26 protein-coding genes, 1 tRNA gene and 1 other RNA gene are annotated in these 25452 nt (G+C 59.9%); 9 read left to right on the top strand and 19 right to left on the bottom strand.

Annotated elements, in window-relative coordinates; translation table 11 throughout:
* Positions 1–40: 40 nt before the first annotated feature.
* The 5 genes from KR100_RS10905 to KR100_RS10885 all read right to left on the bottom strand — a co-directional run bounded on the left by KR100_RS10905 (position 41) and on the right by KR100_RS10885 (position 5737).
* Positions 41–607, bottom strand: coding sequence for a recombinase family protein (locus KR100_RS10905; protein ID WP_038545827.1), 567 nt, complete (start codon positions 605–607; stop codon positions 41–43).
* 81 nt (positions 608–688) lie between these two features.
* Positions 689–1063, bottom strand: coding sequence for a hypothetical protein (locus KR100_RS10900; RefSeq protein WP_156098053.1), 375 nt, complete (start codon positions 1061–1063; stop codon positions 689–691).
* Between the two features lie 439 nt (positions 1064–1502).
* Positions 1503–3719, bottom strand: coding sequence for a bifunctional DNA primase/polymerase (locus KR100_RS10895; RefSeq protein WP_038545821.1), 2217 nt, complete (start codon positions 3717–3719; stop codon positions 1503–1505).
* A complete protein-coding gene (locus KR100_RS10890; protein WP_038545818.1) occupies positions 3719–3916 on the bottom strand; it encodes a hypothetical protein in 198 nt (65 codons plus the stop codon). The genes KR100_RS10895 and KR100_RS10890 overlap by 1 nt, the downstream gene beginning before the upstream one ends.
* 372 nt (positions 3917–4288) lie before the next feature.
* Positions 4289–5737, bottom strand: coding sequence for a recombinase family protein (locus tag KR100_RS10885; protein ID WP_038545815.1), 1449 nt, complete (start codon positions 5735–5737; stop codon positions 4289–4291).
* Between KR100_RS10885 and KR100_RS15100 the strand changes: the two genes are divergently transcribed.
* The 3 genes from KR100_RS15100 to KR100_RS15095 all read left to right on the top strand — a co-directional run bounded on the left by KR100_RS15100 (position 5736) and on the right by KR100_RS15095 (position 7514).
* Complete coding sequence (locus KR100_RS15100; RefSeq protein WP_204207699.1) at positions 5736–6497, top strand: hypothetical protein; 762 nt, start codon at positions 5736–5738, stop codon at positions 6495–6497. The two genes, KR100_RS10885 and KR100_RS15100, sit on opposite strands and share 2 nt — an antisense overlap.
* A tRNA-Ser gene (locus KR100_RS10870) sits at positions 6474–6560 on the top strand. The genes KR100_RS15100 and KR100_RS10870 overlap by 24 nt, the downstream gene beginning before the upstream one ends.
* Positions 6561–7283: 723 nt before the next feature.
* Complete coding sequence (locus KR100_RS15095; protein WP_071839894.1) at positions 7284–7514, top strand: hypothetical protein; 231 nt, start codon at positions 7284–7286, stop codon at positions 7512–7514.
* Positions 7515–7525: 11 nt separating this feature from the next.
* Here the strand turns inward: KR100_RS15095 and KR100_RS10860 are convergent, their stop codons facing one another.
* Positions 7526–7915, bottom strand: coding sequence for a putative quinol monooxygenase (locus KR100_RS10860; RefSeq protein WP_038545810.1), 390 nt, complete (start codon positions 7913–7915; stop codon positions 7526–7528).
* Between the two features lie 106 nt (positions 7916–8021).
* On the bottom strand, positions 8022–8291 hold the full coding sequence (locus KR100_RS10855) for a hypothetical protein (RefSeq protein ID WP_038545809.1): 270 nt from the start codon (positions 8289–8291) through the stop codon (positions 8022–8024).
* 68 nt (positions 8292–8359) lie between these two features.
* On the opposite strand from KR100_RS10855, the gene KR100_RS10850 reads away from it, so the two are divergent.
* Positions 8360–9586, top strand: coding sequence for a glycosyltransferase (locus KR100_RS10850; protein ID WP_239420322.1), 1227 nt, complete (start codon positions 8360–8362; stop codon positions 9584–9586).
* 30 nt (positions 9587–9616) lie between these two features.
* Complete coding sequence (locus tag KR100_RS10845; protein WP_038545806.1) at positions 9617–10375, top strand: sugar transferase; 759 nt, start codon at positions 9617–9619, stop codon at positions 10373–10375.
* A 25-nt stretch (positions 10376–10400) separates the two neighbouring features.
* On the opposite strand, the gene cbiB is transcribed toward KR100_RS10845, so the two are convergent.
* The 6 genes from cbiB to KR100_RS10815 form a co-directional block, all read right to left on the bottom strand.
* A complete protein-coding gene (gene cbiB, locus KR100_RS10840; RefSeq protein ID WP_239420321.1) occupies positions 10401–11429 on the bottom strand; it encodes an adenosylcobinamide-phosphate synthase CbiB in 1029 nt (342 codons plus the stop codon).
* The gene (locus KR100_RS10835; protein ID WP_038545803.1) at positions 11410–12489 is read right to left on the bottom strand and encodes a hypothetical protein; all 1080 of its coding nucleotides are present in this window, start codon (positions 12487–12489) and stop codon (positions 11410–11412) included. The genes cbiB and KR100_RS10835 overlap by 20 nt, the downstream gene beginning before the upstream one ends.
* A gap of 79 nt (positions 12490–12568) precedes the next feature.
* Positions 12569–13564, bottom strand: a complete 996-nt coding sequence (gene ilvC / locus KR100_RS10830) for a ketol-acid reductoisomerase (RefSeq protein ID WP_038545800.1) — start codon at positions 13562–13564, stop codon at positions 12569–12571.
* A 36-nt stretch (positions 13565–13600) separates the two neighbouring features.
* Positions 13601–14203 carry an ATP-dependent Clp protease proteolytic subunit gene (locus tag KR100_RS10825; protein WP_038545797.1) on the bottom strand — a complete coding sequence of 201 codons (603 nt, stop codon included), beginning with the start codon at positions 14201–14203 and terminating at the stop codon, positions 13601–13603.
* A gap of 31 nt (positions 14204–14234) precedes the next feature.
* Entirely contained in the window at positions 14235–14903 is a 669-nt protein-coding gene (locus KR100_RS10820) for an ATP-dependent Clp protease proteolytic subunit (protein ID WP_038545794.1), read from the bottom strand.
* 30 nt (positions 14904–14933) lie between these two features.
* Positions 14934–16052 carry a PIN/TRAM domain-containing protein gene (locus tag KR100_RS10815; RefSeq protein ID WP_038545791.1) on the bottom strand — a complete coding sequence of 373 codons (1119 nt, stop codon included), beginning with the start codon at positions 16050–16052 and terminating at the stop codon, positions 14934–14936.
* A gap of 39 nt (positions 16053–16091) precedes the next feature.
* Between KR100_RS10815 and hemW the strand changes: the two genes are divergently transcribed.
* Positions 16092–17333: a radical SAM family heme chaperone HemW gene (hemW, locus tag KR100_RS10810; protein WP_038545788.1), complete on the top strand. Its 1242-nt coding sequence runs from the start codon at positions 16092–16094 to the stop codon at positions 17331–17333.
* On the opposite strand, the gene panB is transcribed toward hemW, so the two are convergent.
* Positions 17215–18027: a 3-methyl-2-oxobutanoate hydroxymethyltransferase gene (gene panB / locus KR100_RS15090; RefSeq protein WP_071839892.1), complete on the bottom strand. Its 813-nt coding sequence runs from the start codon at positions 18025–18027 to the stop codon at positions 17215–17217. The two genes, hemW and panB, sit on opposite strands and share 119 nt — an antisense overlap.
* Before the next feature lie 43 nt (positions 18028–18070).
* Here panB and ffs point away from each other — a divergent pair.
* Positions 18071–18167: signal recognition particle sRNA small type (gene ffs, locus KR100_RS15085), an RNA gene on the top strand.
* Positions 18168–18191: 24 nt separating this feature from the next.
* On the opposite strand, the gene ftsZ is transcribed toward ffs, so the two are convergent.
* The 5 genes from ftsZ to miaB form a co-directional block, all read right to left on the bottom strand.
* Positions 18192–19343, bottom strand: a complete 1152-nt coding sequence (gene ftsZ / locus KR100_RS10805) for a cell division protein FtsZ (protein WP_038545784.1) — start codon at positions 19341–19343, stop codon at positions 18192–18194.
* A gap of 86 nt (positions 19344–19429) precedes the next feature.
* Positions 19430–20278, bottom strand: a complete 849-nt coding sequence (locus tag KR100_RS10800) for a cell division protein FtsQ/DivIB (RefSeq protein WP_038545781.1) — start codon at positions 20276–20278, stop codon at positions 19430–19432.
* The gene (locus KR100_RS10795) at positions 20275–20685 is read right to left on the bottom strand and encodes a hypothetical protein (protein WP_038545778.1); all 411 of its coding nucleotides are present in this window, start codon (positions 20683–20685) and stop codon (positions 20275–20277) included. Before KR100_RS10795 ends, KR100_RS10800 begins: the two co-directional genes overlap by 4 nt.
* 33 nt (positions 20686–20718) lie before the next feature.
* Positions 20719–21783 (bottom strand): D-alanine--D-alanine ligase family protein, encoded by a 1065-nt coding sequence (locus KR100_RS10790; RefSeq protein ID WP_038545775.1) that lies wholly within the window; start codon positions 21781–21783, stop codon positions 20719–20721.
* Between the two features lie 30 nt (positions 21784–21813).
* A complete protein-coding gene (gene miaB / locus KR100_RS10785; RefSeq protein WP_038548659.1) occupies positions 21814–23217 on the bottom strand; it encodes a tRNA (N6-isopentenyl adenosine(37)-C2)-methylthiotransferase MiaB in 1404 nt (467 codons plus the stop codon).
* Between the two features lie 83 nt (positions 23218–23300).
* On the opposite strand from miaB, the gene KR100_RS10780 reads away from it, so the two are divergent.
* Positions 23301–24383, top strand: a complete 1083-nt coding sequence (locus tag KR100_RS10780) for an enolase C-terminal domain-like protein (RefSeq protein WP_038545772.1) — start codon at positions 23301–23303, stop codon at positions 24381–24383.
* Positions 24383–25450 (top strand): DUF1611 domain-containing protein, encoded by a 1068-nt coding sequence (locus KR100_RS10775; protein WP_038545769.1) that lies wholly within the window; start codon positions 24383–24385, stop codon positions 25448–25450. The genes KR100_RS10780 and KR100_RS10775 overlap by 1 nt, the downstream gene beginning before the upstream one ends.
* Positions 25451–25452: the final 2 nt, after the last annotated feature.

The raw sequence follows: 25452 nt of genomic DNA, 5'->3' as shown, positions 1-25452 counted from the left end.
CCCGGATCAACGCGGGGCATCCGGAACGAACGGGATCTGATCAGCTCGCGCCCAGCATTCGGCGGATCGTGCTGATCGTCTTCCCTGTCGCCTTGCTGATCGCTCCATAGCTCTTGCCCTGGCTGCGAAGCTGCTGCACCAGCGCCTGCTCTTCATCGCTCCACTTGCGCTTGGGGCCAAACGGCACACCTTTGGCGCGGGCTTCTCTGATGCCCTCCTGCGTCCGCTCCAGGATCAACTCCCTTTCGATCTCAGCAGCAGCGGCCAGGATGCCGACCACCAACTTCGCCATTTTTCCCAAGCCTTTGGTGTCGACCCTGCCGTCCAGGGTCTTGACGTGAATCCCTGCATCCAGCAGCTCGGCCACACGGGCAACGCAAGCCTCCATCGTCCGGCCAAGGCGGTCGAGCTTGGCCACAAGCAGAACGTCGCCTGCCTTGCATGCACCAATCGCGGCCTGAAGCTCATGTCGTTCGGAGTAGGCCGCCGCTCCGCTGATGTGTTCCGCAAACAGCTGATCAACTCCGGCATCCGTCAGGGCCTGCCGCTGGATGGTGAGGTCTTGGCCGTTGGTGCTGCACCGGGCGTAACCGATCGTCTTTGCCATGCCAGCATTGTGACATATACTTACGGCATAGCAAGAACTCAATGCTGGAGGTTAGTGGAGTCGCATGCCGCAACTGTTGAATTACGGCACGTCAGGAACTGGGCTGGTCTCCACCGTCAGACCCTGCGGTGGCATCGCTGTCAAAGCTCCGGGTCCACCGCTTTGAAGCCACGCTTGATAACAATCGGCACCCATCGGAGCCAGGCTATTTACGGTGCTCTCACTGACATTTACGACGCTGATCGCAACGTCGGCTTGATCCAGCATCACTCTCGAGACCCTTTGTGAATGCAAGCTCGCGATACCGAGCAGCGACCTCAGCTCATCCCGAGCTCCACGTTGTTTCGCATCAGCGATCTCTTGCCAAAGCTCACGGCTGATCGCTGCCATCATTGCGGCGCAAACGCCAGCCCGTTCTGCCGCTGACATCGTCGTGAGCGGATGTTCTCGAGCCATTTTTCGCACCAGTTTCCCTGCGGCCGTCTCAGAAACGCCAAGCCTCTTTGCGATTTCTTTGTTGGACTGGCCCTTGATGTGCCACTCAAAGGCCTTCTCAGCGCGCTCTTGCGACTTTCTGATTGAAGGTCTGCCAGCCATGGGCAAAAAATGAACTTTCCGAAACTATTTTGGCGGGCTGTTTTGGATCAGTCTCTATATAGGGGAGAGTCCTCTAGAAGGGTTGATGTGGTTGGAATGAAGTGGTGGAGAGGGATTTGATAGTTGGGGCCAACGGTTGGCAACGGTTGGCAACGGTTGGAGCCAACCAAGAGAACGCAGTGAGGGACTGGATTCCAACCAAATCAACTGTTTTGAACTCACTATCTCCATATAGGGGCCAAATTCCGGCGATTGTTCCAACCATGACAAAGCAGTCAGAGACTGGATTCCAACCAAATCAACCATCAACAGATCGATAGTTGTATCGCGTGCTTAGCGCCCCTTTGATGGGTGACAGCAGCTCTTTTTTCACCAGTGCATTGAGTTGCTTGCGTGTGTTTTCAACTTCGGAATGTGTTGGCTTGCGCGGGTGAACCATGGCGCCAGCAACCTGCGAAACAGTGACGCCATCGTTTGCGTTCCACATGCCGATGGCAGTTCCAACCCATTCGAGAGTTTGGCGCTGGCCTTCGGTGAGTTCTTCGAGAGCCGATGCTTTGCGATCGTCGTCGGTCAACTCACTGAGCTTCTGCTGGAAGTTTCCGAGAACATTGAAAGTGCCCTTCTCCCAATCACCACGGATCAAGAGGTCGGAATAGGGGCCCCGGCCTTCAAACACCATCCGGCGATGTGGGTTTTCTTTGTCGGCAACCCACTTAGAGCTTTGTGGATCCCTCTTCTCGAGAAAGTGCAGGCTGATGGTCCCGGAGACAGCGCCACCGGCAGAACTGTGACCACGGATCGCATTGATCCCCACAGGGCCAGTTTCCTTTGGTGAGTGGAACAGGCAGACGTGAGTGGTTTCCGTTTGGCTGAGGAGCGTCTGCACGTCGATCAGCGCACCACCGGCCTCGGGCTCCTGATCACTTCCATGAATCCGCTGAATGGAATGAAAAAAGGAGTCAGTGATCAGCACAACGCCGGGAGTTTCTGCCGTGTCTTGGATCAATCGATCCATACCGGCGTCATCCCAGGCGAGGTCATCCTCTTCGGTGTAGAGCTTGACGATCTGCGGATGAAGAGTGCCGTCGTCGTCCATCAGGCCTCGGGCCTTCAAATAACTCGAGGAATCAGCACCGGGTTGATCGACCCACCAAAGGATGAATTTCCAACCCCCAGGGGGTGACGATGCAGGCATCCATTCCGGGTTGCCCATGAAAGGTTGCTGATGGATCAGTGATGCCACCAACTCCGTGGCGAGCTTGGTCTTGCCGACCTTGTTGAACGCTGCAATGCCGGTGAGGCATCGCAATGCGATCAGGTTGTTGATCAGGAATTCCTTCGACTTGAACTTGGCCTTCTCTCCCCCACGGGTGCCCTTCTCTTCGGTCCCAGCGATCAGGTTGCGCTGATGCTGCAACAAGGTGGCGCGAACGTTTTGAGGGCTGGCGGAAACGCCAAGTTCTCGGGCAGCAGTTGCCGCACGAATCTGCCGGCGAATGGTGTTCTTCTCGAACGAGGGGTGGTTTGGATCCACCAAACCTTTGAGCATCAAGTCCCACTGATCAATCGGTGGAAGCTCTTTTTTCGCCTCTTCGCCCTTTCCCTTTGGAGTCGCTGTCTCAGCCTGTAGAGAGAGACGGTCTTTTATCTTGCGCCTCGCCTCTTTGTACCCGCCAGCCTTGGCGTGGTGATGCAGGGATCGAATCGTCGCGGGCTTGCCGCGATATTCAGAGCCGAACGACGCCCATTTGGCCAGACATTCAGCCTCATCGAAGTTGGGCATCGGCCGAGCCCAATCGACCCAGGTCGACAACAACCCACGATCGGTGTGATGCAGTGCCATGCCGATCGTGAGCCAGTCGTCGTAACTGCTGCGCTGGAGCGGGTCTACGAATTTGAGCATCGCCACCGCTCGGGTGGAGTCTTCACCGGTGGGGATGTAGGGCTCGAGATTGGATTCATTGCGGATGAGTGGCTCCAGCAACCAATCCGGTGCGGTCGCCATCTCTCGCTCTGCTGGGGAGCTGTGGGGCAGCCACCGATACGAACCGGTTTCCGGATGAGCGCCGGCGATCACCGATTGATGGCCTGCCCAACGAAGCTCGAGGCAAACGCTGCCGTTGTCCTTCCACTTGCGGCCATTGAGCATGGCGGGCCACCAGTCCTGATCAACCAAAAAAAACCGTTGACCGCGTGAAGGCTTGCCGGACGTGCAGCCGATCGTTGGCGGCAGATCTGTCGGTGGGCGGCCGAAGATTTCTTTGAACTTGCCGACCGCTGGTGGGCCATCAAAGTCAACAGCGACAACCCCGCCGGAATCAGGGCCAAGCTTCAAGCCCACAGCCTTGACGCAGCCATTGAGCTGAGACAAGCCATCGATGTCATATCCAGGGCTTGACTGCCACTTGACCAGCGGCTGGCCGGTTTCTGGATCAATCGGGCGTTTGTTGCCGTCGAGAGGAATCAGCGCCCAATCGAAGGGAGCTTCGGTAATCAGAGTAGCCCAATCCATCAGGCCGCCTCCGCAGGCTCTTCAAAGGCCCAGCTCCATTCGTCTTCGGACTGCCGCTCCTCCTCCGCCAGCGTCTCCGCTTCCACAAGCAGGCGATCAACTCGCAGGCTGATCCCAAGGTCCCAGCGTTCGTAGTGCTCATCAACAAGCGCGCCTGCATCGAGCAGCTTCTGCGTGCTATTTGTGATCGGTTTCATTATTCGTCAGTCCGAAAAGAGAATTTCTTTTCGTCCGCAAGCACCGCCCTTGGACGTGGACTGACAAGCCGCTAAGTTAGAGCCATCAGTCCTTCCCAGGCCTCAGAGGTTGGTCCCTCTGGGGTATTTTTTTTGAAAAAATGGCCTGGATTCCCTCGCAGCACCGCCGGTCAGGGGCCCTCAGAAAACGCCAGCACCGCCGGGTTTCACAAGGGTTCGTATTTCAACGCTAATCAATTTTTGTCGCCCATCAAGGCGCAATATTGCATTCAAATTTTTGTTATTTTGCCGGCCTAATCGTTGACATGCAAGGCTGACACTGAAGTCTTACAAGCTAGCTAGCTGTGGCACGTTGATTATTGATTTGCGGCGCTAATCGAAGGATTCAAGCGCTGCGGACATCTGCTCAGCGTGTCTCGCTGCGAAAACCAGGCCGGGCAAGCCGTGTTTCAACTGGATGTCGTTTTGATCTGGAGGCAGCGGCGCGAGGGCCGGTGCTGTTCTGCAACGGACGGCGCTGATCGTGCCAGTTGTTGGCGTCGATCCGATTGTCACGTCAATCTGATCGATCAGAAACCGCAGGATCCGATTCAGCTTGGCTTCGTTCTGCAACCAGAAGGTCGGCGACCGCAACGCACCAATCAGCACCCAGCTCGGCGTGTCGGTCTGATTGGCGCGCAGATCATTGATCTGCCGGCGCTTAATTGCGATAAGCGTTTCTGTGCCGCTGATGGCCTCAAGCATCTTGATTTCAGCGCGAAGCTCCGCAACGCCTCCAGGCTCTGCCTTTGGAGCCGTCAGAAGCGGGTAAAGCCTCTTCGCGTGTTCAGCCAAGGCAAATTGCGTCACGCCAAAAACGACATCCGTACGGATGCTTCGCCCGTAGAACGAACACGTTCGGGTGTGGCATCGCAGGTAAAGAGTGCTCTGCCGGCTTTGACGATTCGTCAGTACGCCTCCGCACGCGTTGCAACGACATAGGCCGGTGAACATTCGCGGAGTTTTCCCAGCCAGACCCTTGGTTGTTCTGGACTGAGAGAGGCGATGACTGATCTGCTCGGCTTCGTGATCGCTGATTAATGGCTCAAACGACTGCTCTTTGGCCACCTCGGTGAATTCACCAGTTGTCTTGTCCCGAAGCCAGGCAAGACGTCCTGTGAGCTGTGGAGTGGCCAGAAACCAGCGCTTCAGGGCCGTCACACTGACTTGCTTTTCGTATTTGTCGGCAATGAGCTTCACCACCGTGGAGAGGCTCTTGCCGGCGAGAAACCAGCGGACACGATCACGAACCTCCGGCAACCTGGTCGGATCCGGCTCGATGCCAATGAGCCGGCCACCGGAATCACGCACTTTCCGGAAACCAAATGGCACCTGCGCCACCGCTGGTTTGCCGTCCTTCCTGGCCTGTTCCAGCGCCCGCTTCACCTTCTGCCGGTAAAGCTTCGAGCGATGCTGATTCAGGGCAGAGACAACAGTTGAAAGCAGCTCACCATCCGGCGTGCGCATCTCCAGCTCACGGCCATTCAGATCCGTGATCTTCGTGTCGTTGGCCTGAGCGAGCTGAAAGAACTCAATGTCTGCCGAGACATCACGGTTCAAGCGGTCCTGATCCGCGACACGAACCTCGTCGACGACACCATCAGCAATCAGCTGACAGAGCCGCTGATAGCCGACGCGGTTGGTGTTGGTGCCACTGCCGACATCCAGGATTGATTCATCCGCCGGGACGCTGGCGAGCAGCTGTTTCTCCTGCCGCTCAAGCGCTCCTTGATTCGCCTGTTGCGGACTGCTGACCCGTCCGTAATTGATGAGCATCCCCATGAGCTCAACTTGCCACGCGGTGGATATTCGTTCAACGCTTTGCCGGCCTGGAGCCCAGTTGCTCACGGGATACCCCCAGCCCTGGATGGTGGGGCTGCTGGTGCTGGGTCTGCTGCTGTGGTGGCGCGCATGCATCCCTCCATGGCGTTGGCTTGGGCCGCTGTTGGTGTTGTCGGCGGTGCTGATCCACAGCCATGGGCAACTGGCCGATGGCGTTGTGAGTGTTCGCCAGTTCCGCCGCTCCTGGCTGCTGGCTCGCCACCGGGGGCGTGCCGCCTTGATCAGCAGCAGCGGCGATCACCAGGGCTGCCGTGTGGCCAGACGCCTCGCTGAAGTTCATGGCCATCACCAACTCGACTGGGTGCTGTTGCTGGATCCCGTTGCGACGGACACGCTTCCCTGCTGGCAGCACCTGGCTCGAACGGTGCTGGCGGAACATCAGGGGCAGATGCCGTTGGAGATGGGGCAAAGGCTGGTCAGCTCCGGACTGTCTGTGCAACTGCTGGCACAACGTGGGCAGCCGATGCTTCTGACAGCCGGTCGCCAGCGTTGGTGGGTCCTGCCGAGTCCGCAGGCCTTGTGGTCCCTGCAAGCAACGGGTTCCGATCGTCCCCACAGATCCATCAGGGGCTACTGGCTGGGGTTTCAACCGAGTCGAACTGATCGTCGATGGCTCGATTGCCGCAAGGCAGAGCTCAGATCAGGATCTAGTGTGTGTAAGCGCCAGCAGGCGTCTGGAGAGGTGGCAGAGTCCGGTTGATTGCGCACGACTCGAAATCGTGTAGGGGTCACACCCTCGTGGGTTCGAATCCCACCCTCTCCGTTGTGTGTTCATTGCAAGTGAAGCCAGGACTGTAAAAAGTCATTTTTGAATCTTTTCTGGTGGGCGCTTTTGCGACTTCCTTTCAATGCTTTGCCTGACAGCGTGTGATTTTGGCAAGTTTCCTCGAGCTTTGTTGATCTGACTGCTGAGTGGTCCATTATTGTCAACTGAATCAATGCGCTGCTGGCATTGCAGGGTTTTGTTTAATTGAAAGCTTTTTGGGTCGCTATTTGATCGACAGTTTGATTTTTCGCTGATGGAGATGTCTTTTGAGTGCAATTTGTGGGCGCTCTGGCAGTGTCAAGCGTGTATTTTTAAAATTTATGATTCAAGCTTTTGGCGCAACATGCACGTCGCTGTGATTTTTTTAGGAAATTGATAGTGGGAGGTATTGGTTTGCTTTTTTGAAGATAGAATGGCTTGGTTGCCTGCGATTCTTGTTCGTCTTTAGTTCGATAGTTCTGCTTTGATGTCTGCGCGGATTTTTAGCATCGGTGTGTTGAAAGTATCTCGGCGCTAATAATGTCTGGTGTTGCCTTCACTTGATTGTTTTATTCTTTTTGTGCTTAAAGACGGTTGACGTGTGCCCTTCGGATGCCAATTCTGCATGGATCTTGAAATTCATGATTTGAATTCAATCTGCGCGCTCTTGATATCAAAGGTTTGAAAGCTCGTGCAGCTCAGTTCTGGCGTCCCTAAGGTCCATAAGAATAAATAGGTGGTTTGCACAAACAACGCTGCTGGGTCTGGTTCCGTGGTGGGCTTTCCGATGGAGGCCACTGGAAGCCCGGTTTCGTTGGTACTGCCGCTCCTGAAGGCGGCATTCGCATCGAGCATCCATCGTTTGTCTCGGTTCGCGTTCCCGAATGGCGTGTTGCTGTTCAGGAGCCTGGAGATCTCAGTCAGGCCCCCAGAGGCATGCCTCAGTCTGGCCCCTGGCTGCTTGGAACTTGACGGTTCAAGTGTCATTGCAATCGTGAGAATCCACAGGCTGTTTCGTAAACCGTGAAGGTGATTCCGGTTTGCTCCATCGCTTTGAGACTGGCCTCACCGATGCTTCCGTAAAACTCAAGGCTGAAGGCCTCTCCAAGCCGTTCATGCTCCTTGAAATAATTGGCAATATGGGGGGCGTTCAAATGCTCCAGAAAGGCTTCGTCATTCACGAATGCCTCTGCCCAGGTGAACAACAGGGGGTCGTTTGGGTCTGAGACGAAGACATGGTGTGCTGTTCCGGATTCATTCTGTTGGACCAGATCATCGGTGGCCTTGCTCATCGAAATGTAGTCATCAACGCAGCCGGCCTTGATCCGAATCCTTGCCAGAACGATGAAGGCGGTCGGTGAAGGGGAGGGCATCAATCCAGAAAAATTGCCGGGACCATAGCAACCTCACGGGTTCCACGATTTGCGACGCCGGATTGTTCTGTCGACTTGATTCCAACCTGCGGCCATTCCTGATCAATCAGGAGTGAAACAGCAGCACGAGACCTTGCTGGACCTGATGAAATTCACGCTCTTCGCGGCTGAGATCAAGGCCAACATTCAGGCCTTCCTCAACGGCCTCTTCGAAGGGTGGGGTGGATGGCTGCGAAGCATCAGTCCAGAGGGCTGCGATGCCGACCGGGGTCGCGTGCCAGCGAAACCGATCGGTCACTCCAATGTCCGGTTCACTGAGCGAATCCTCCAGGAAACCGTTGATGGTGAGACTTGAACTGCCCATGGAGACCAGCATCGTGAGCCAACGCTATGGCCGCAATCAGCTGAGAGACTTCGTGACGTTGCAGTCATGGGTCGTTGATCGTGCCGGTGCCCCCTGATCTGCCGCAACGTCTTGCTCTGGTGCATGAGTGGTTCACGCCACGATCCAGCGGCGGTGCCGAGTTGGTGGTTGAGGCCATCGATCGCCTGCTGACCGGTCTGGAACGACAACCTCAGCTCGCCGCCTTGGTGGATGGGGAAAGCGGCTGTTCAGGCAGCTGGTTGGCGGGTCGTTCCGTCCTCACCAGCCCGATTCAGGCACTGCCCTGGGGTTGCAGCCATGTTCAGCAGTATCTGCCGTTGCTGCCATTGGCGATTGAGCAGATCGACCTTTCAGGCGCTGACCTCGTGATCAGCAGCAGTCACCTTGTGGCCAAGGGCGTGTTGACATCTCCAGATCAGTTGCATGTCAGTTATGTGCACACTCCTGTGCGCTACGCCTGGGACCAGATGCATGCCTATCTGGAGCGTTCCGCCCTCGTGCGCAGGGGGCTTGGACCCCTGATCCGCTGGCAATTGCACGTCCTGCGCCAGTGGGATCAACTCAGCGCGCAGCGGGTCGATCATCTGATCGCCAACTCGCGGTTCACGGCCCGTCGGATTCGTCGGTACTGGGGCCGGACCGCGGAGGTGATTCATCCTCCTGTGGCTGTGGAGCGGTTCCGTTGGGATGTTCCACGTGATGACTTCTATCTCTGCCTCTGCCGATTGGTCCCTTACAAACGGGTGGATCTGGTGGTGCAGGCCTTCAACCGTTTGGGACTGCCTCTGCTGGTGGTCGGTGATGGACCCGAGCGGAGTCGTCTGAAGCAGCTCGCCGGTCCAACGGTCACCGTCCTCGGGCGTCAGTCCCGCCAGCAGGTCGAGGGGTTGCTGAGCAGCTGCCGAGCCTTTGTGTTTGCCGGCCTTGAGGATTTTGGAATCGCCCCAGTCGAAGCCATGGCCGCAGGGGCCCCCGTGATCGGGTTCGGGCGAGGTGGCCTGCTCGACACCGTTCGCTGTCTCCGCCGGCATCCCTCGGAACCGACTGGCCTTCTGTTTCCGGATCAGACCGTGGCGTCTCTGGTCGAGGCGGTTGGTTGGTTCGAGGAGGCGCGTCTCTGGCGCCAGCTCGATGCTGCCGCGATTCGCCAGTGGGCCGAGCGCTTCCGTCCTGAGGCCTTCTCAGCCCGATTTGAAGACGCTCTGCGACGCGCCTGGACGCTGCATCAGCACAACTGTGCCGTTGCGGCGAGTGACCCTGCCGGGATGCCAGGGCTGCAGGTGTGACGTTGAGTATGCCGAGACACAGATTGAGCCTTGACGACGGCCTCCCGGCCATCACTCGCTCAGACAGCCCGACTGGCGATCGGTCGCGGCTCTTACAGGCCTCACCTGGCCGTGACGACTGCTCCGCCGTCGTCGCTGAACGCCTACAGCCTGATTCGCCAGCAGAGTCTGTTCGGTCGGGGTCTCAAGCGAACAGGTGATGTCCTGTTTTCGCTGACTGTTCTCAGCGTTGGTGCTCCGGCACTGCTGCTCCTCGCAGCCATGGTCAAGCTGAGCTCACCGGGACCTGTTTTCTACGTGCAGCGGCGGGTTGGGCGTAATTACAAACGGTTCGGATGCATCAAGTTCCGCACGATGCGTGCGGATGCCGATGCGGTTCTGGCGCATGTTCTCTCTGAGGATCCTGGCCTTCAGGCTGAATTTGAACGCGATTTCAAGCTTCGCCGCGACCCACGCATCACCTGGGTGGGGAGCTTCCTACGCCGCTCCAGCCTGGATGAACTGCCTCAGTTCCTGAATGTTCTTCTTGGAGAAATGAGTGTTGTGGGTCCTCGCCCGATTGTGGACAAGGAGCTGACGCGCTACGGCCACTACATGGATGAGGTGGCAGCCGTCCGCCCTGGCCTGACGGGACTGTGGCAGGTGAGCGGTCGCAACAACCTCAGCTACCGCAAGCGCGTGAAGCTGGATCTTGCCTATGCCCGAGGCCGCTCCTTCAGCCTTGATCTGGCGATCATCCTTCGCACCTTCGGGGTGTTGCTCCTGCCGATGGACCGCGGCGCTTACTGAGCCATCACCCACGCTTACTGAGCCATCACCCAAGGGGTGTGATCATCCCTAGAACGACAGCCGTTGTGATCCAGGTGAACTGAAGTTGGTCGGTGTGCCTGAGAATCGTCTCGACCGACGCCCGATCGGGTGGTGGCTGGTCTGCGGCGATCAAGGGTTTGTTGACCCAACGATCGCCATAGCGATTGGCTCCTCCCATGCTGATGCCCACGCAATGGGCATAGATGGCTTCTGATCGTCCGGCATTGGGGGATGGATCGTTGGATCCATCCCGTTCGGCCGCCTGAACAAGGTTGATCAGTTGCCCCCAGGGTCTGCTGATCAGGGGCAAGGTCAGCATCACGAGGCGGCAGGGCAGCCAGGTGAGCAGATCGTCCAGTCTTGCACCAGCGGTTCCCAGCCAGCGCAGTCGTCCAGTTCTGTAGCCGAGCATGGAATCGAGGGTGCTGGCGGCTTTGAACCCCCAGGCCAGGGCGAGTGGGCCAGGGCAGCTGCTGTTGATCTGCCAGAGACCAGCTCCCAGCAACATCCAGAACAGCGGTGCGAAGACGCCATCGACGGCATTCTCAGACGCACTCTCGGCAGCGGCTCTGACGATCTCCGCTTCGTTCAGCTGTGTCACATCACGGCCCACGATCCAGCTCAACCGCTGGCGGGCTTCAGCGAGGTCGTGCTGCGGTGGCCTTGGCAGAGCCTGGACGACGGCCAGAACGCCTTGGCGCAGGCTGCGCGCTGCCAGAGCGCTGGCCAATCCGATCACCAACAGCGGCAGGACAAAGGCGCTGTGCAGGCTGAGTTGCTCCAGGCTCCATCCCGCCAGGACACTGGATGTCACCAACACCAGGGTGATCAGCACTCCACCGAGCCTCAAAGCCCAGGGCCGATCGCCGGCGAACGCTTCAACGCGCTGACACAGCACAGAGATCGCCTTCCCCATCACCTGCACAGGATGAAGGCACCAGAGGGGGTCGCCGAAGAGTCGGTCGATCCCGCCAGCCGTGATCACCAGCGCTATCGGCGGCACCATGTCGCTGTCAGTTGGTGGTGGTGGCATGTGTCGATCGACGTCGTCGAAAACGCCATGTGATCAGAGCCGCCAGTCCGTAGATCAGGGCCACCAGAAGCAGCGAAATTTGAATGCCGATGGCCTGACCGATCATTCCCATGAACAGGCTGCCGAGGACCGATGCAATGGCTAAGGAGCGAAACAGGATGTCCCTGCGCAGAGGAAGATCGCCATGCCCTTGAAGATGGTCAATCAGATCAAATTCAATTTGTGTCACGGACGCTCCCAATGGAATGAAGATCAGAACATCCAGCCAGATCGGAACGTTGGGATAAAAGGCTATGAAAATCAGAACTGCACAGACGAGATAAAGGCCGACGGCTGACAATTTGGGCAGGAGCCTGTTTGTGAAGACCCGGCCCAACATGAAGGCGCCAAGGATGAACGAATAATCAACCGATGACCCGTCTTTGAGGCTGAGAACCCAGAGAGGTAAAAGAGCGAAAAGGGTGCCGATGCATAGACCCTGCAGCAGGCACCAGCGATCAGTCGGCGGCACGCCCGGGGTGGACGCGATGTCCTCTGTGGATCTGATCTGACTCTTTTTGAAACTGCTTCTGCTCAGCCAGGCCGGAGCCAGTACAAGCAGAATGGAAGGAGGAAAAAGCTTCAGGTATGGGTAAATAATGCCGCCAATCAGGGTGCCGCTCAGGCTGCCCACATCAGAACTCTGTTGCAGGGACTGGTTGGTGATTGCATCATCTTTCAGAACAATCCCTGTCATCGGAAGCAGGCCGATGATGCTGCCAGATGAGGCCAACAATGCAACCGCCAGCGTGCTGACAATGAGAATCCAGTTGGGAAGGAGTTGGAAGTACAGACAGACGACAAGCAGCTCCAGCAGGAGAGTCGCTCCCAGGAACACCCCAACCCCTTTGATGGAGCGAGCCAGAGGAAGGAAAGCCGGCAGGTTCTGGGCTCCAATCAAGAGGCTGTTGATCAGCGGTGATGTGGACAGCTCAGCGAGCAACCAGGCTGATGTGATGGCCACGACACTCATCGAGGCCATCCAGCTCGCCCAGCTCAGAAGTTTGATCGAGCTGCTCACCGGCCCTTGATCTGGCTCATTGCACGATGGTGCCTGCGGTGGGGATTGTCACCGCCACCACAGATCTGTCGGGCTGGGTTCAGGCTGTCTTAAGCCAACTGAACATCGAGCGCAGGCCTTTGCCCACCGCTTCGATGGGCAATGCCGCATCTCGCTCGCGAATCTTCTTCATTTCCGGCTTGCCGGCCTCACATTCCGCCACGAAGTTCTTGGCAAAGGTGCCGTCCTGAATGTCAGCCAGGATCTTCTTCATCTCCGCCTTGGTGTCAGCGGTGATCAGCCGTGGACCACTGACGTAATCGCCGTATTCGGCTGTATTGGAGATCGAATCGCGCATGGAGGTCAGCCCTCCCTTCACCATCAGATCGACGATCAGCTTCACCTCATGCAGGCATTCGAAGTAGGCCAGTTCCGGTTGGTAACCAGCCTCCACCAGGGTTTCGAAGCCGGCCTTCACCAGCTCTGACAAGCCACCACACAGCACGGCCTGCTCACCGAAGAGATCGGTTTCGGTCTCCTCCTTGAAGTTGGTTTCAAGGATGCCGGCGCGGGTGCCACCAATACCCTTGGCGTAAGCCATGGCCAGCCCACGGGCATTGCCGGAGGCGTCCTGCTCGATGGCGAACAGGGCCGGCACCCCCTGGCCGTTCTGGTATTCCCAGCGCACGGTGTGGCCTGGCCCCTTCGGCGCCACCATCACCACATCGACATCGGCTGGTGGCTTGATCAGCTCGAAGCGGATGTTGAAGCCGTGGGCAAAGCTCAGCACCTTGCCGGCACTGAGGTGTGGGGCGATTTCCTTCTCGTAGACGTCCTTCTGGAATTCATCGGGCAGCAGCACCATGATCCAGTCGGCCTTGGCAGACGCTTCCGCCACGCTCAACACATCGAGGCCATCGGCTTTCGCTTTGTCAGCGGATCGACTTCCCGCGTAAAGCCCCACCACGACGTCGATGCCGCTGTCCTTGAGGTTGAGCGCATGGGCATGGCCCTGGGAGCCATAACCAATGATCGCCACGGTCTTGCCGTTCAGCAGACCGAGATCAGCGTCGGAGTCGTAGAAGAGCTGAGCCATCCGGGGCGCGCTTGCCGTGCAGTGCAAACGACGAGCTTACGCTTCGTTGGGATGGGAGATGACTCTGTCGATGAGGCCATAGTTCTTGGCTTCCTCGGCGCTCAGGAAGTAGTCGCGGTCGGTGTCTTTCTCAATCTTGTCGAAGCTCTGGCCACTCATGTCAGCCAGCGAGCGGTTCAGCATCTCCTTCATACGCAGAATCTCCCGGGCTTCGATTTCGATGTCACTTGCCTGACGACGGCTGGTACCTCCGAGGGGTTGGTGGATCATGATCCGGCTGTGCGGCAGGGCGAGTCGCTTGCCCTTGGTCCCCGCTGCCAGCAGAAAGGCGCCCATCGAGGCGGCCAGGCCGACGCAGATGGTGACCACATCGCTTTTGACGTACTGGATCGTGTCGTAGATCGCCAGTCCGGCCGTCACAGAACCGCCTGGTGAATTGATGTACAGATAGATCGGCTTGCTGCTGTCTTCGGAATCGAGATACAGCATCTGGGCCACGAGGCTGTTGGCGATGCCGTCATTGACTTCCGAGCCAAGGAACAGGATGCGTTCCACACCAAGGCGGGTGTAGATGTCGACCCAGCGCTCCATCTGGCTGCCGGGGAGGCGATAGGGAACGCTGGGGGTACCGATTGGCATGATTCAGAAAACGGAAGGGGATGGCGACGGGTCAGGAGTTGTTGCTGCCGGGAAGTTCCTTCCGGCTGCTGAGAACGCGGTCGATCAGTCCGTAGTCGACGGCCTGCTCGGGGGTGAGATAGCTCATCCGATCGGAATCCTTGCTGAGCTCTTCCACGCTGCGACCCGTGTTATTGGAGAGGATCTCAAGCATGGCCTGCTTGTTGTGCAGCACTTCCTTCGCCCGGATCTGGATGTCGGTGGCCTGGCCCTGGGCTCCGCTGCGGGGCTGATGCAGCACGATCGAGGAGTGGGGCAGCGCGGCCCTCTGTCCCTTGGTGCCGGCCGAAAGGATCACGGCGGCGGTTCCCATCGCCTGGCCGATGCAGATGGTGTGGACCGGAGGCTTCACGTAGCGGAGCGTGTCGCAGATGGCGAAGGCTTCGGTTTCAAAGCCGATGGCATCTCCGGAGTACCAGCTGGTTCCTGTTGAGTTGATATAGAAATAAATGGGCTTCTCGGCGTTATCGAACTCCAGATACAACAGCTGGGCAATGATCAGCTCCGTCACATCGATGCCCAGCTGACGCTTGGAGTCGTCATCGGAGAAGAGAGGCAAGCCGAGATAAACGATCCGTTCCTTGAGCAGCAATGAAGGAAGGTCGGGGGGCGGCGTACGCATCACGGCGGAGTCGCCGTAATAGGGGGCCGATGTGGTCATCCTGCGCAGGCCATTTCAGGTGGATGGAGCCTAGCGGGGGTCTGCGGACCGGCGCTCGGCGGTTTTGGTTGGCTTGCTCTTGCGCCTGTCCTCGAGACGGGCAAACACCATGCGGCCGGTCGGGGTCTGCAGTGCACCGGTGACGACAACCGGTTTGCGCTGCCCGATCAGGGCACGGGCATCCTGAACCACCACCATCGTGCCGTCGTCCAGATAGCCGACGCCCTGGCTCTCTTCCTTGCCTTCCCGGACGATCTTGAGGCTCAGCTCATCACCCGGCTGGACCTCGGGCCGCAGGGCAATCACGAGTTCGCTCAGGTTCATCACCTTGAGCTCCTTCACTTCAGCCACCTGGGCGAGGTTGAAATCAGCGGTGACCAGTGTTCCTCTCGTGTCGGCTGCGAGCTGCAGCAGGCGGTCGTCCGTCCCCTCGCCGTCATAGCGGGTGCTGTTGATCACCAGGCGCCGGCCGTAGGTCTCACGCAGGTCCTTCAGCAGCTTCAGCCCTCGCCGTCCCTTCGCGCGTTTTTCAACATTGGTGGAATCCGCCAGCTGCTGCATCTCATCGATCACGCTCTGGGCCACGATCACCTGCCCTTCCAGCAGCCCGCAGGCCAGCATCCCCCGGATCCGGCCGTCGATGATCACACTCGTGTCGAGGATCTTGGCGCTTGCGGGCGTCAGCACACCATCGGCTACGAGCAGGGCTTCAGTGCTGGCAGGGTTGAACAGCCTCAGCAGGGTGCGGCCGTGCACCTCCGCCAGGTTGGTTCCGAGCACCCCGAAAAACACATTGCTGAGGATGGCAATCAGGGGCTTCAGCAGCGACACGCCACCCGGTAACGGCAGCAGCAGAACAGGCGCAAGCAGGAGGTTGGCCACCAGCAACCCCAGAATCAGACCCACGGCCCTGCTGATCAGCAGATCGGTGGGCATGGTGCGGACCTGCTGCATCAGGCGCTGACGCAACCGCTGAAACACCAGGCCCGCGATCAGCCCGAAGAAGGATCCAAAACCGGTGAGCACCCAGCGGACCCCTTCAGCATTGGTGGTCTCATCCAGCAATTCCGCAGGCAGCAGATGGACGCCCATCCAGCCCGCAGCTGCGCCGGATGCCATGAACAGCAGCAGGATGAGGGGATCCACCATGGGTTCCGGTCGTGGCAGATCAGTCCGAGTGATCGCAGCATGCCCCATCCCTTCCCGCCACGCAGCGCTTATCTCCACATTCCTTTCTGCCATCGACGCTGCTACTACTGCGATTTCGCAGTGGTTCCCCTGGGGGACAAAGCCAGTGGAGAGGCTGGTCCGGGCAGTGCATCCATCCGCGACTACCTGGCTCTGCTCCATCGGGACATCGCAGCCTCAGACAGCGGTCCTCCCCTCTCCACGATCTACATCGGAGGGGGAACTCCCTCCCTGCTCAGCCCTGATCAGATAGGTGCATTGCTTGACAGCCTCCGTTGTCGTTTCGGCATTCAGCAGGGGGCGGAAATCACCCTGGAGATGGATCCCGCGAGCTTCGATCAACGGCAGCTGCAGGCGGTGCTCGCCGCAGGCATCAATCGCGTCAGCCTGGGAGGCCAGAGCTTTGATGACCTGGTCTTGCAACAGCTTGGGCGGCGTCACCGGAGCTGCGATCTCCAGAACGCCTGTGGCTGGCTGCAAGCGGCATGGTCTGACGGAACCCTGCATTCCTGGAGCCTGGATCTGATTCAGAACCTGCCTGGGCAGACGCTTGATCACTGGCAGCTGCAGCTGCATCAGGCGGTTCAGACCGGGGCTCCCCACATTTCGGTCTACGACCTCTCCGTGGAACCGGGAACGGTGTTTGAACGGCTCCAACAGCGAGGGGAGCTGGATTTACCCGAGGAGGAGGATGCGGTGCAGCTGATGGGACTGACCAGTACCTATCTGGCTGATGCGGGCCTCAGTTGTTATGAGATCTCCAACCATGCCCGGCCCGGGCACGCCTCGCGTCATAACCGCGTCTACTGGAGTGGTGCCGGCTGGTGGGGATTCGGAATGGGGTCGACAGCCGCTCCATGGGGAGAACGCATCGCCCGGCCCCGCACCCGTGAGACCTATCGGGACTGGCTGAATCAGGGCAGCGGGAGCGGCGAGCGGCGCAGGCTGCCTCTGGATGATCTGTTGCTGGTGGGTTTGCGACGGCGCGAAGGGGTCAATCTCGAGGCACTGGGATGTCCAGCCATTGGGAACCTGCTGCAGCGCTGGCAGCCATTCATCGACAGGGGCTTGCTGGAGTGCGCTGCTGGACGTTGGCGCCTCTGCGATCCAGCGGGAATGGCTCTCAGCAACCAGGTGCTGGTGGAGGTGCTTCTGTGGTGGGAGGAGCAGACGACTGCTGCGACACCCAGCTCCGCAGAGCCTGCTCGAACAGCTCTCGACCCGCAAGCAGCGCTGGGCTGAAGGGAGGTTGCTGGGCGGTGAGACCCAGCAGATCAGCGGTCACGCGCACCTGGCCATCACAGTCGTCGCCAGCCCCGATCCCGATCACGGGGATCGTCAGTTGACGCCGGACCTTGCCGGCAAGGTCAGCTGGGACGTGTTCCAGAACCAGGGAGAAACAGCCCGCCTGTTCCAGCTCCAACGCCTGTGAGAGCAACCGTTCCTGGCTGACGGGATCTTCAGCCTGTCTGCGATACCCCATGCGGTGAACCGCCTGAGGGGTCAGTCCCAGATGGCCCATGACGGGGATCCCCATGCGCACCAGGCGATTGATCACCGACACCACTTCCGGTTCCGATCCCTCCAGCTTCACAGCGGCGGCACTCGATTCCTTCAGCAGTCTTCCGGCGGCCCGCACCGCGAGATCTTCGCCGCACTGATAGCTGAGAAAGGGAAGATCACTGATCAGCAGAGGCTGCGCTGACGGCAGCGACTGAAAGCCTCGCTCGACGGCCTGCGTGTGCAGCAGCATCTGCTCAAGGGTGACGGGGAGGGTCGTGGCATGACCGAGAGCCACCATGGCCAGGGAGTCCCCCACCAGAACGGCATCGGCGCCAGCCGCCTCAACCCAGGCCGCAGAAAGGCTGTCCCAGGCCGTCAGCATGGTGATGGATCGACCGGTCTGCTTGAACCGGATCAGATCGGCGGGGCGCATCGACCATCCGGGGGGCCTGAAGGGACCTTGCTAGCATCCGACCGACTCGGACCCATGCGGCTCGGACGCCCAAATCTGGTCAGGACCGGAAGGGAGCAGCCACACGGGATGCTCAGGGCAGGCGTGGACTCCGAGTCACCCCTATGACGCTGGGCAGGAGACGATCAGCTGTCCGAGCCGGTTTGTTGTTGGCGTTGGCGCAGGAATTCAGGAATGCGAGCGCCATTGTCCTGGGGTTCGCTCTTGCGCTGCATCGAAGCCTGACTGGCCAGATTGCGGGTTGTGGAACGCTCGCCTTTGTACTGCTGGCCATTGTCGAAACCAGTGGCGATCACAGTGACGTGAACTTCCCCTTCGAGGGATTCATCGACCACGGTTCCAACGATGATGTTGGCTTCCGGATCGACGACGTCATAGATGACCTCCGAAGCCGCCGTCATGTCCTCGAGGGTCATGTCCTTGCCGCCACTGATGTTGATCACGCAGCCTTTGGCGCCGTCAATGCGTTCTGCTTCCAGAAGAGGACTGCTGATCGCTGCCTGAGCAGCTTCGATCGCTCTGGAGCGGCCTGAGCCGATGCCGATGCCGAGCAGTGCAGTTCCGGCTTCAGTCATCACCGATCGGACATCAGCGAAGTCAACATTGACCAGTCCGGGGCAGGTGATGATGTCGCTGATGCCTTTGACGCCCATGCGCAGGACATCGTCCGCGCTGCGGAAGGCTTCCTGCAGCGGGGCTCCGGAAATCGCATCGCGCAGGCGATCGTTCGGTATCACGATCAGCGTGTCGACATGTTCCGCGAGACGGGAGATGCCCTCATCGGCCTGACGCATGCGTCGGCGACCTTCGAATCCAAAGGGCTTCGTCACGATGCCGACCGTGAGAGCACCGACCTCTCGGGCGACTTCAGCCACCACCGGAGCGGCTCCTGTTCCTGTTCCTCCGCCCATGCCGGCTGCGATGAAGACGAGATCCGCTCCCTGAAGTGCCTGCTGGAGATCAGCCCTGGATTCCTCTGCAGCTTTCTGACCGATGGTGGGATTGCCACCGGCTCCGAGACCTCGTGTGAGGGTTTGGCCCAGCTGCAGTCGGCGTTGAGCCTGGGACTGAATCAAAGCCTGGGCATCGGTATTCAGAACGTGGTACGAGACGCCCTCAAGCTCGCTGATGATCATGCGGTTCACAGCGTTGCTGCCGCCTCCGCCGACCCCGATCACCTCAATCCGCGCCGACTGGCTTGGCTGGATCCCGGCAGCCTCCATGGACGTGGACACAATTTCCATCGTTGAGGCTGAACCGTTGTGATGTGGATGCATTATGTCCGCGCTCAAGGGATCCATCCGATTTGAGTTACGTTCCTGCCGAAGCAAATAATCTGCAACGATCCGTCAGGATTTCCTGCTCAGTTCGCTGCCGCAGCTGGCTTCGGAACAGCAGGCTTCAAGGGGAGTTCCAGTTCGGGTCTGTCCGGGTTGCTGAGATCGAGGGTTCCCTTGCCTTTCGGCCCGAGGTGAGCCGGCATGCTGCGGCTGAGTTCCTTGATGACGGCGATCTGTTCCGGGAGCCGACTGAGGTCGTCACCGAGATCGACTGATCCGAGCATCTTGGTCGTCATCGTGATCTTGCCGTTTGGATCCAGAGTGATGCTGATCAGAGGACTGCCGAAGTCATTGCGCTCCTCCAACAGGGCGGCGATGACGGCGCGTCGGTCATCCGTCCAGCCATTAACGATGAGGGAATCGGAGGGAACCCGGTTGGAGGCGTCAGCGCTCGGTTGGATCCAGTGACCGCGGGCATCCACCATTCCTTTCTCCGAGCGGTTCTCGCGCTGTCGGGTGGCATGGGCAATCGGGAGCTGCCCCTCCAGTGCGATCACCAGCTGAGCTGGCAGTCCTCGTCGTTCCACACTGGCCGAGCGGACCGGTAGGTCACGGAGCAGGCGGCGCTCCAGCTCAGCGGGGCTGATATCCAGAAGCGGTTGTGGAAAGTTCAGGCCTCCAACACGGGCCACCAGCTCGGGCCGCAGACCCGTGTCACCGTGGATCACAACCTGGCTGCTTTCCTCGAGCGTCCAGCCGTGCCGGAGCAGCAACCAGCCGAGACTGGCACTGGCCGTGAGCAGGGCTACGACGCGCCAGCACTGGATCAGAAGATCCTGACGTTTCTCCCTGCGAAGCTGACGACGGCGTTCGAGTTGAGGTGATCGTGCACCCTTCGACTGCGCTCGAGCGTCTGTTGTGCGTCTAGTCACAGATCACAGCGTGCACGCGCCATCAGTTGCTCTCCCCAGCGCCTTGCCCTGTCGGCATCTGCAAAAGGCACATCCATCTCAACTCCCTTGCCGACAAGACGCAAACGACAGCGGCCCTGGGATTCGTTGGTCAACGGTGCATCACCAGAGGCCAGAGCCATCAATTCCACCAATTCCAGCTTGCAGACATCAAACGTTCCCCTGTCCTGAAAATGACCTGCCTCGAAGCTGCTCCAGATCAGCTGGCCATCCTTGAGGCGTGCACCGCCACAGCCATCGAGCTTGGCCAGTTCAGATCCTTCCGCCCAGGTCCGAAACAGGTTCTGCCGGCGTCGTTCCAACCAGCCAAGGGCAGCCAGCAGAACGAAGGCCAGCAGCAGTGGTAACCAGAGCAAGCCGTGACTCATGAATTCAAGCGGCGATCCGACAGGTCCTTCGGATCATTGTCCAGCGGTTTGCACCAGTTCGTGCACGAGCTGTTCGAGTGTTAAGCCGCTGTTTTCCCAGAGCATGGGGTACATGCTCTGATCTGTGAAACCGGGGAGGGTGTTGATCTCGTTGATCCAAAGCTCGTTGGTCTCTGCGCTGAAGAAGAAATCAACACGTGCCATGCCATGCACACCAACCGCCTCACAGGCGAGAAGAGCCTGCTCACGCACGCGTTGGCTCACATCGTCGGGAAGCGGCGCTGGAATCAGGGTCGTGCTGCGTCCCGAGGTGTATTTGGTGTCGTAGTCGTACCAGTCCGCGTCAAAGAGGATCTCCCCAACCACGGACGCTTTCAGCTGATCCCGCCCCAGCACGGCGCATTCGAGCTCCCGGGCTGACACACCCTGTTCAACCACCAGACGTGGATCGAGTTCCGCGGCCTGCTGCAGGCCGATCTCGAGCTCCTGTCGGTTGCGAACCTTGCTGATGCCCACGGATGAGCCCAGGTTGGCAGGCTTCACGAAGCAGGGGTAGCCGAGGGTTTCGATGCGTTTGAAGAGTTGTTCCCGGGATGGATCACTCATCAACTCGTTCGCCTGCAGACAGACATAGGGAACCTGGGGAAGATCAGCAGCGGCAAAGGCTGCTTTCATCGCCTGCTTGTCCATGCCGACGGCGGAACCCAGCACAGCGGCGCCAACGAAGGGACGCTGCATCAGCCTGAACAGCCCCTGGACCGTGCCGTCTTCACCATTCGGGCCATGCAGCACCGGATACCAGACGTCCACGGCGTCGGTTTCCCTGGGCAGGGAGCGAAAACCTGATGGTGGCAAAGGCTGCGGCAGGTCATGTTCATCAGCCGGCTGGCCGGATGCCAGGACCGCATCGGCGACAGCAGGGCCCCACCACCGCCCCTGCCGGTCGATGTAGACGGGCACCACCTCATACCGATGGCGATTGTCTCCACGTCTCAGACCTTGATGAACTGTGATGGCCGACCGGATCGAGACGGCGTGTTCGCCGGAATCACCTCCGAAGACCAGACCGATCTGGACAGGTGTGGAGGTCTTCGGCACGTTGACGAGCTGGAGAGCGCGCCAAACGTATCAGTGTTCCCCGGACTCAGGGAGGGGGGTGCCGGTCAAGGAGAAGGGGCGCACCGCGTCGATGCGCACCCTGACCAGATCGCCGGGTTGATGGCTGCTCTCATCGCAACCCCTGGCATTGAAAAACGTCAGTCGGTTGGTGCGGGTGCGTCCCATCAGTTGTGACGGATCCTTGGGATTGAGGCCTTCTGCAAGCACCTCCACAACGCGTCCTGTGTAGCGGGCATTGCGCTGGCGGGCGGAGGTCTCCACCAGGGCATTGAGTTCCTGAAGCCGTGCCACCTTAACGGCCTCGGGCAGCTGGTCCCCCCAGCTGGCAGCCGGAGTGTTCGGCCGCGGCGAATAGGCAGCGGTGTTCACCTGATCGAATCCGATCGACTCGACCAACCGCAGGGTTCTGCGGAACTGGGCATCCGTTTCTCCGGGGAACGCGACGATCACGTCCGCACTCAGGGCTGCATCAGGCATGCGCTGCCGGATGCGGTCAATGATCCGTTGGTAACGCTCCACGGTGTAGCCCCTTGCCATCGCACGCAGGACGTCGTTGTCTCCGCTCTGAAAGGGAATGTGGAAGTGTTCGCAGAGTTTGGGGAGATCGGCACAGGCGTCGATCAGGCGTTCAGTGAAGTAACGGGGGTGGCTCGTGGCGAATCGGATGCGTTCGATGCCCGCGACGCCGTGAACGTGATGGAGCAGATCGGTGAGGGTGTGTTGCCGGCGGCCTTCGGGGGTGATCCCCGGTAGGTCGCGTCCATAGGCATCGATGTTCTGGCCCAGGAGGGTGATCTCCCTGAATCCCTGAGCCGCCAGCCCTTCCATCTCCAGCCGGATCGCCTCAGGCCAGCGGGACTGCTCCTTGCCGCGAACGGAGGGCACGACGCAGTAGGTGCAGCGTTCGTTGCAGCCGTAGATCACGTTCACCCAGCCACAGATGGAGCTGTCGCGTCTTGCTGTGGTGATGTCTTCGAGGATGTGGTGGTCTTCGGTGGCCACCACCTGCTGTCCGCTCTGCACCTGCTGCAACAGAGTCTCCAGGCGATTGGCATGTTGCGGCCCCATCACCAGATCGAGTTCGGGCACACGTCGCAGCAGTGCTTCTCCCTCCTGCTGGGCAACGCAGCCGGCAACGACCAGCGTCAGATTCGGATTGCTGCGCTTCCGCTGCGCCTGACGCCCCAGGTAGCTGTAAACCTTCTGCTCAGCGTTGTCGCGGATCGTGCAGGTGTTGTACAGAACGAGATCAGCATCCAGCTCAGCACTGGCCTGTCGATAGCCCATGGCTTCCAGGATTCCGGCCATGCGTTCGGAATCCGCCTTGTTCATCTGGCAGCCGAACGTGGTGATCCAGTAGCTGCTGCGTTCAGCAGTCTGGGCAGCGGTGATGGTCGGGGCGGAGACAACCACGGCGTCAGCGGATCGCGAGCAATCGTCTCCAGTGTCGTCCACCAGGGTGTTGTGTCAGGTTGGTGATCGCAGTGTTGGCGGTCATGGCATGGGCCCTGCGACGGTTTTCGCTCACCAAGGCGGTCCCGCTGGCCATCAGTCGTGGAACGACCGCCTCAGTGGAACGTCTCGAGCTGACTTTGGTCCGGGATGGCCTGACAGGTCGCGGCGAGACCGGAGGATTTGAGACGGGCCATCGCGGCTTCAGCACCGACGCGGTGGAGCGTGAGCTGCAGGCGGTGCTGGCCGAGCTGGAGGCGCTCAATCCTGAACATCCCGATGCCTTCGAACCGCTGCTGACGTCTCTCAGTCCGCCGGCGGCCTGTGCCGTCGATCTGGCGGTGCTGGATTGGTACGGTCGCCGACTGCAGCAGCCGTTCTGGCGACTGCAGGGCTTGGTTGGTGATCACGCCGTGGCCACCAGCGTCACCCTGGGACTCGGCTCCGTGAGCGATGTGGTCCGGCGGTTGCATCGTTGGTGGGACCAGCTGCCCGCCACGCGCGTGAAGCTGAAGCTGGGCAGCCCGGATGGGCTCGATCATGACCAGGCACTCCTGGCAGCAGTGGCAGAGGCCCTTGACCAACGCGGCAACGCCATCGGCACAGGCCTGGAACTGCAGGTGGATGCGAATGGGGGCTGGAGTCAGGATCAGACCAAGTCCATGTTTGGCTCGCTCGTCGGCCATGGCGTGGTCCTGCTCGAGCAGCCCCTGGCTCCCCATCCTGATCCTGATCTGGACACGGCCGGTTTCGCAGCCTTGAAGCCGAACTGTCCCATTCCCCTGGTTGCGGACGAGAGCTGCTGGGATTTGCGGGATCTGCTTCGCCTGGCACCACATGTGGATGGGGTGAATCTCAAGCTTCTGAAAACGGGTGGCTTGTCACCGGCGTTGCTGATGGCCCGCGTGTCGCGGCAGCTCGGCCTCTCCCTGATGGTGGGGTGCTACTCCGACAGTCGGCTGTTGAACGGCTCGGCGGCCCAGCTGCTGTCCCTGATCCGTTGGCCGGATCTCGACAGCCATCTCAACCTCATCGATGATCCTTTTGAGGGACTGCCTCTGGTGGGTGATGTTCTGAAGCCTTCCAGTGGTCATGGACTGGGGATCACACGAGCGGAGGTCGCCTGATGCTGTCGGCCAGTGATCGTGTTGTGCTGCTTCAGCACGACGGCCTCAGGAGCCTCACCGGCAAGACGGGCCTGGCGATGCTTCGCCATCGTCCAGGTCCGATCGTGGCGGTGGTGGATCCCTCCCAGGCCGGCGGTTCGCTGCCAGCCATCACAGGGATTGAACGCGAGGTGCCCGTCGTGGGCACCGTTGAAGAGGCTCTTCCCCTGGACCCTGAGGTGGCTGTGATCGGTCTGGCGCCATCGGGAGGTCGACTGCCCGACCCCGTTCGACGTGATGTCCTGGTGGCTCTTCAACGCGGACTCAACCTTGCCAGCGGCCTCCATACTCGTCTCTCCGATGACGCCGAGCTTCAGGCCGCCTGTCGGGATGATCGCTGGATCTGGGATCTGCGCCAAGAGCCCGAGCAGCTTCAGGTGGCCCAGGCCAGGGCAGCGGCGTTGTCCTGTCATCGCTTGCTGGCGGTTGGCACGGACATGGCCGTCGGCAAGATGAGTGCTTGCCTCGAGTTGCTGAAAGCGGCCAGGCAACGGTCACTGCCCTGTCAATTCGTTGGCACCGGTCAGGCCGGCATCCTGATCGAGGGAGGCGGTGTCGCTCTCGATGCCGTGCGCGTGGATTACGCCGCAGGTGCCGTTGAAGCGGCTGTGATGTCCGCGGCTTCGACACTGCCGGCCGATGGCTTGGTGTTCGTTGAGGGTCAGGGGTCTCTCTGCCATCCAGGCTCCAGCGCAACCTTGCCGTTGCTGCGTGGCGCTCAGCCCACGGCGCTGTTACTGGTGCATCGGGCCAGGCAGAGCACGATCGAGCGGCTGACAGCCATTCCCCTGCCTCCGTTGTCCGAGCTGGTGGCGCTGACGGAGGGCCTAGCACGGCTGGCGCAACCGGCTGGCACCGTGCCGCCCCAGGTGTGCGGGGTCGCCCTCAATACCGCTCGTTTGGACGCAACCGCTGCACGCAGCGCTGTGGAGGCTCTGAGCGATGAGTTGTCACTCCCCTGCACGGATCCCGTTCGATGGGGTGCAGACCCTCTGCTCGAGGCCATGCTGCGATCCCGGATGAAATAGAA

The organism is Synechococcus sp. KORDI-100 (assembly GCF_000737535.1).
In the GTDB taxonomy this organism is placed as follows: domain Bacteria; phylum Cyanobacteriota; class Cyanobacteriia; order PCC-6307; family Cyanobiaceae; genus Parasynechococcus.
Note: the sequence above shows the minus strand (reverse complement) of the source record. Positions and strands in the feature narration are given on the sequence as shown.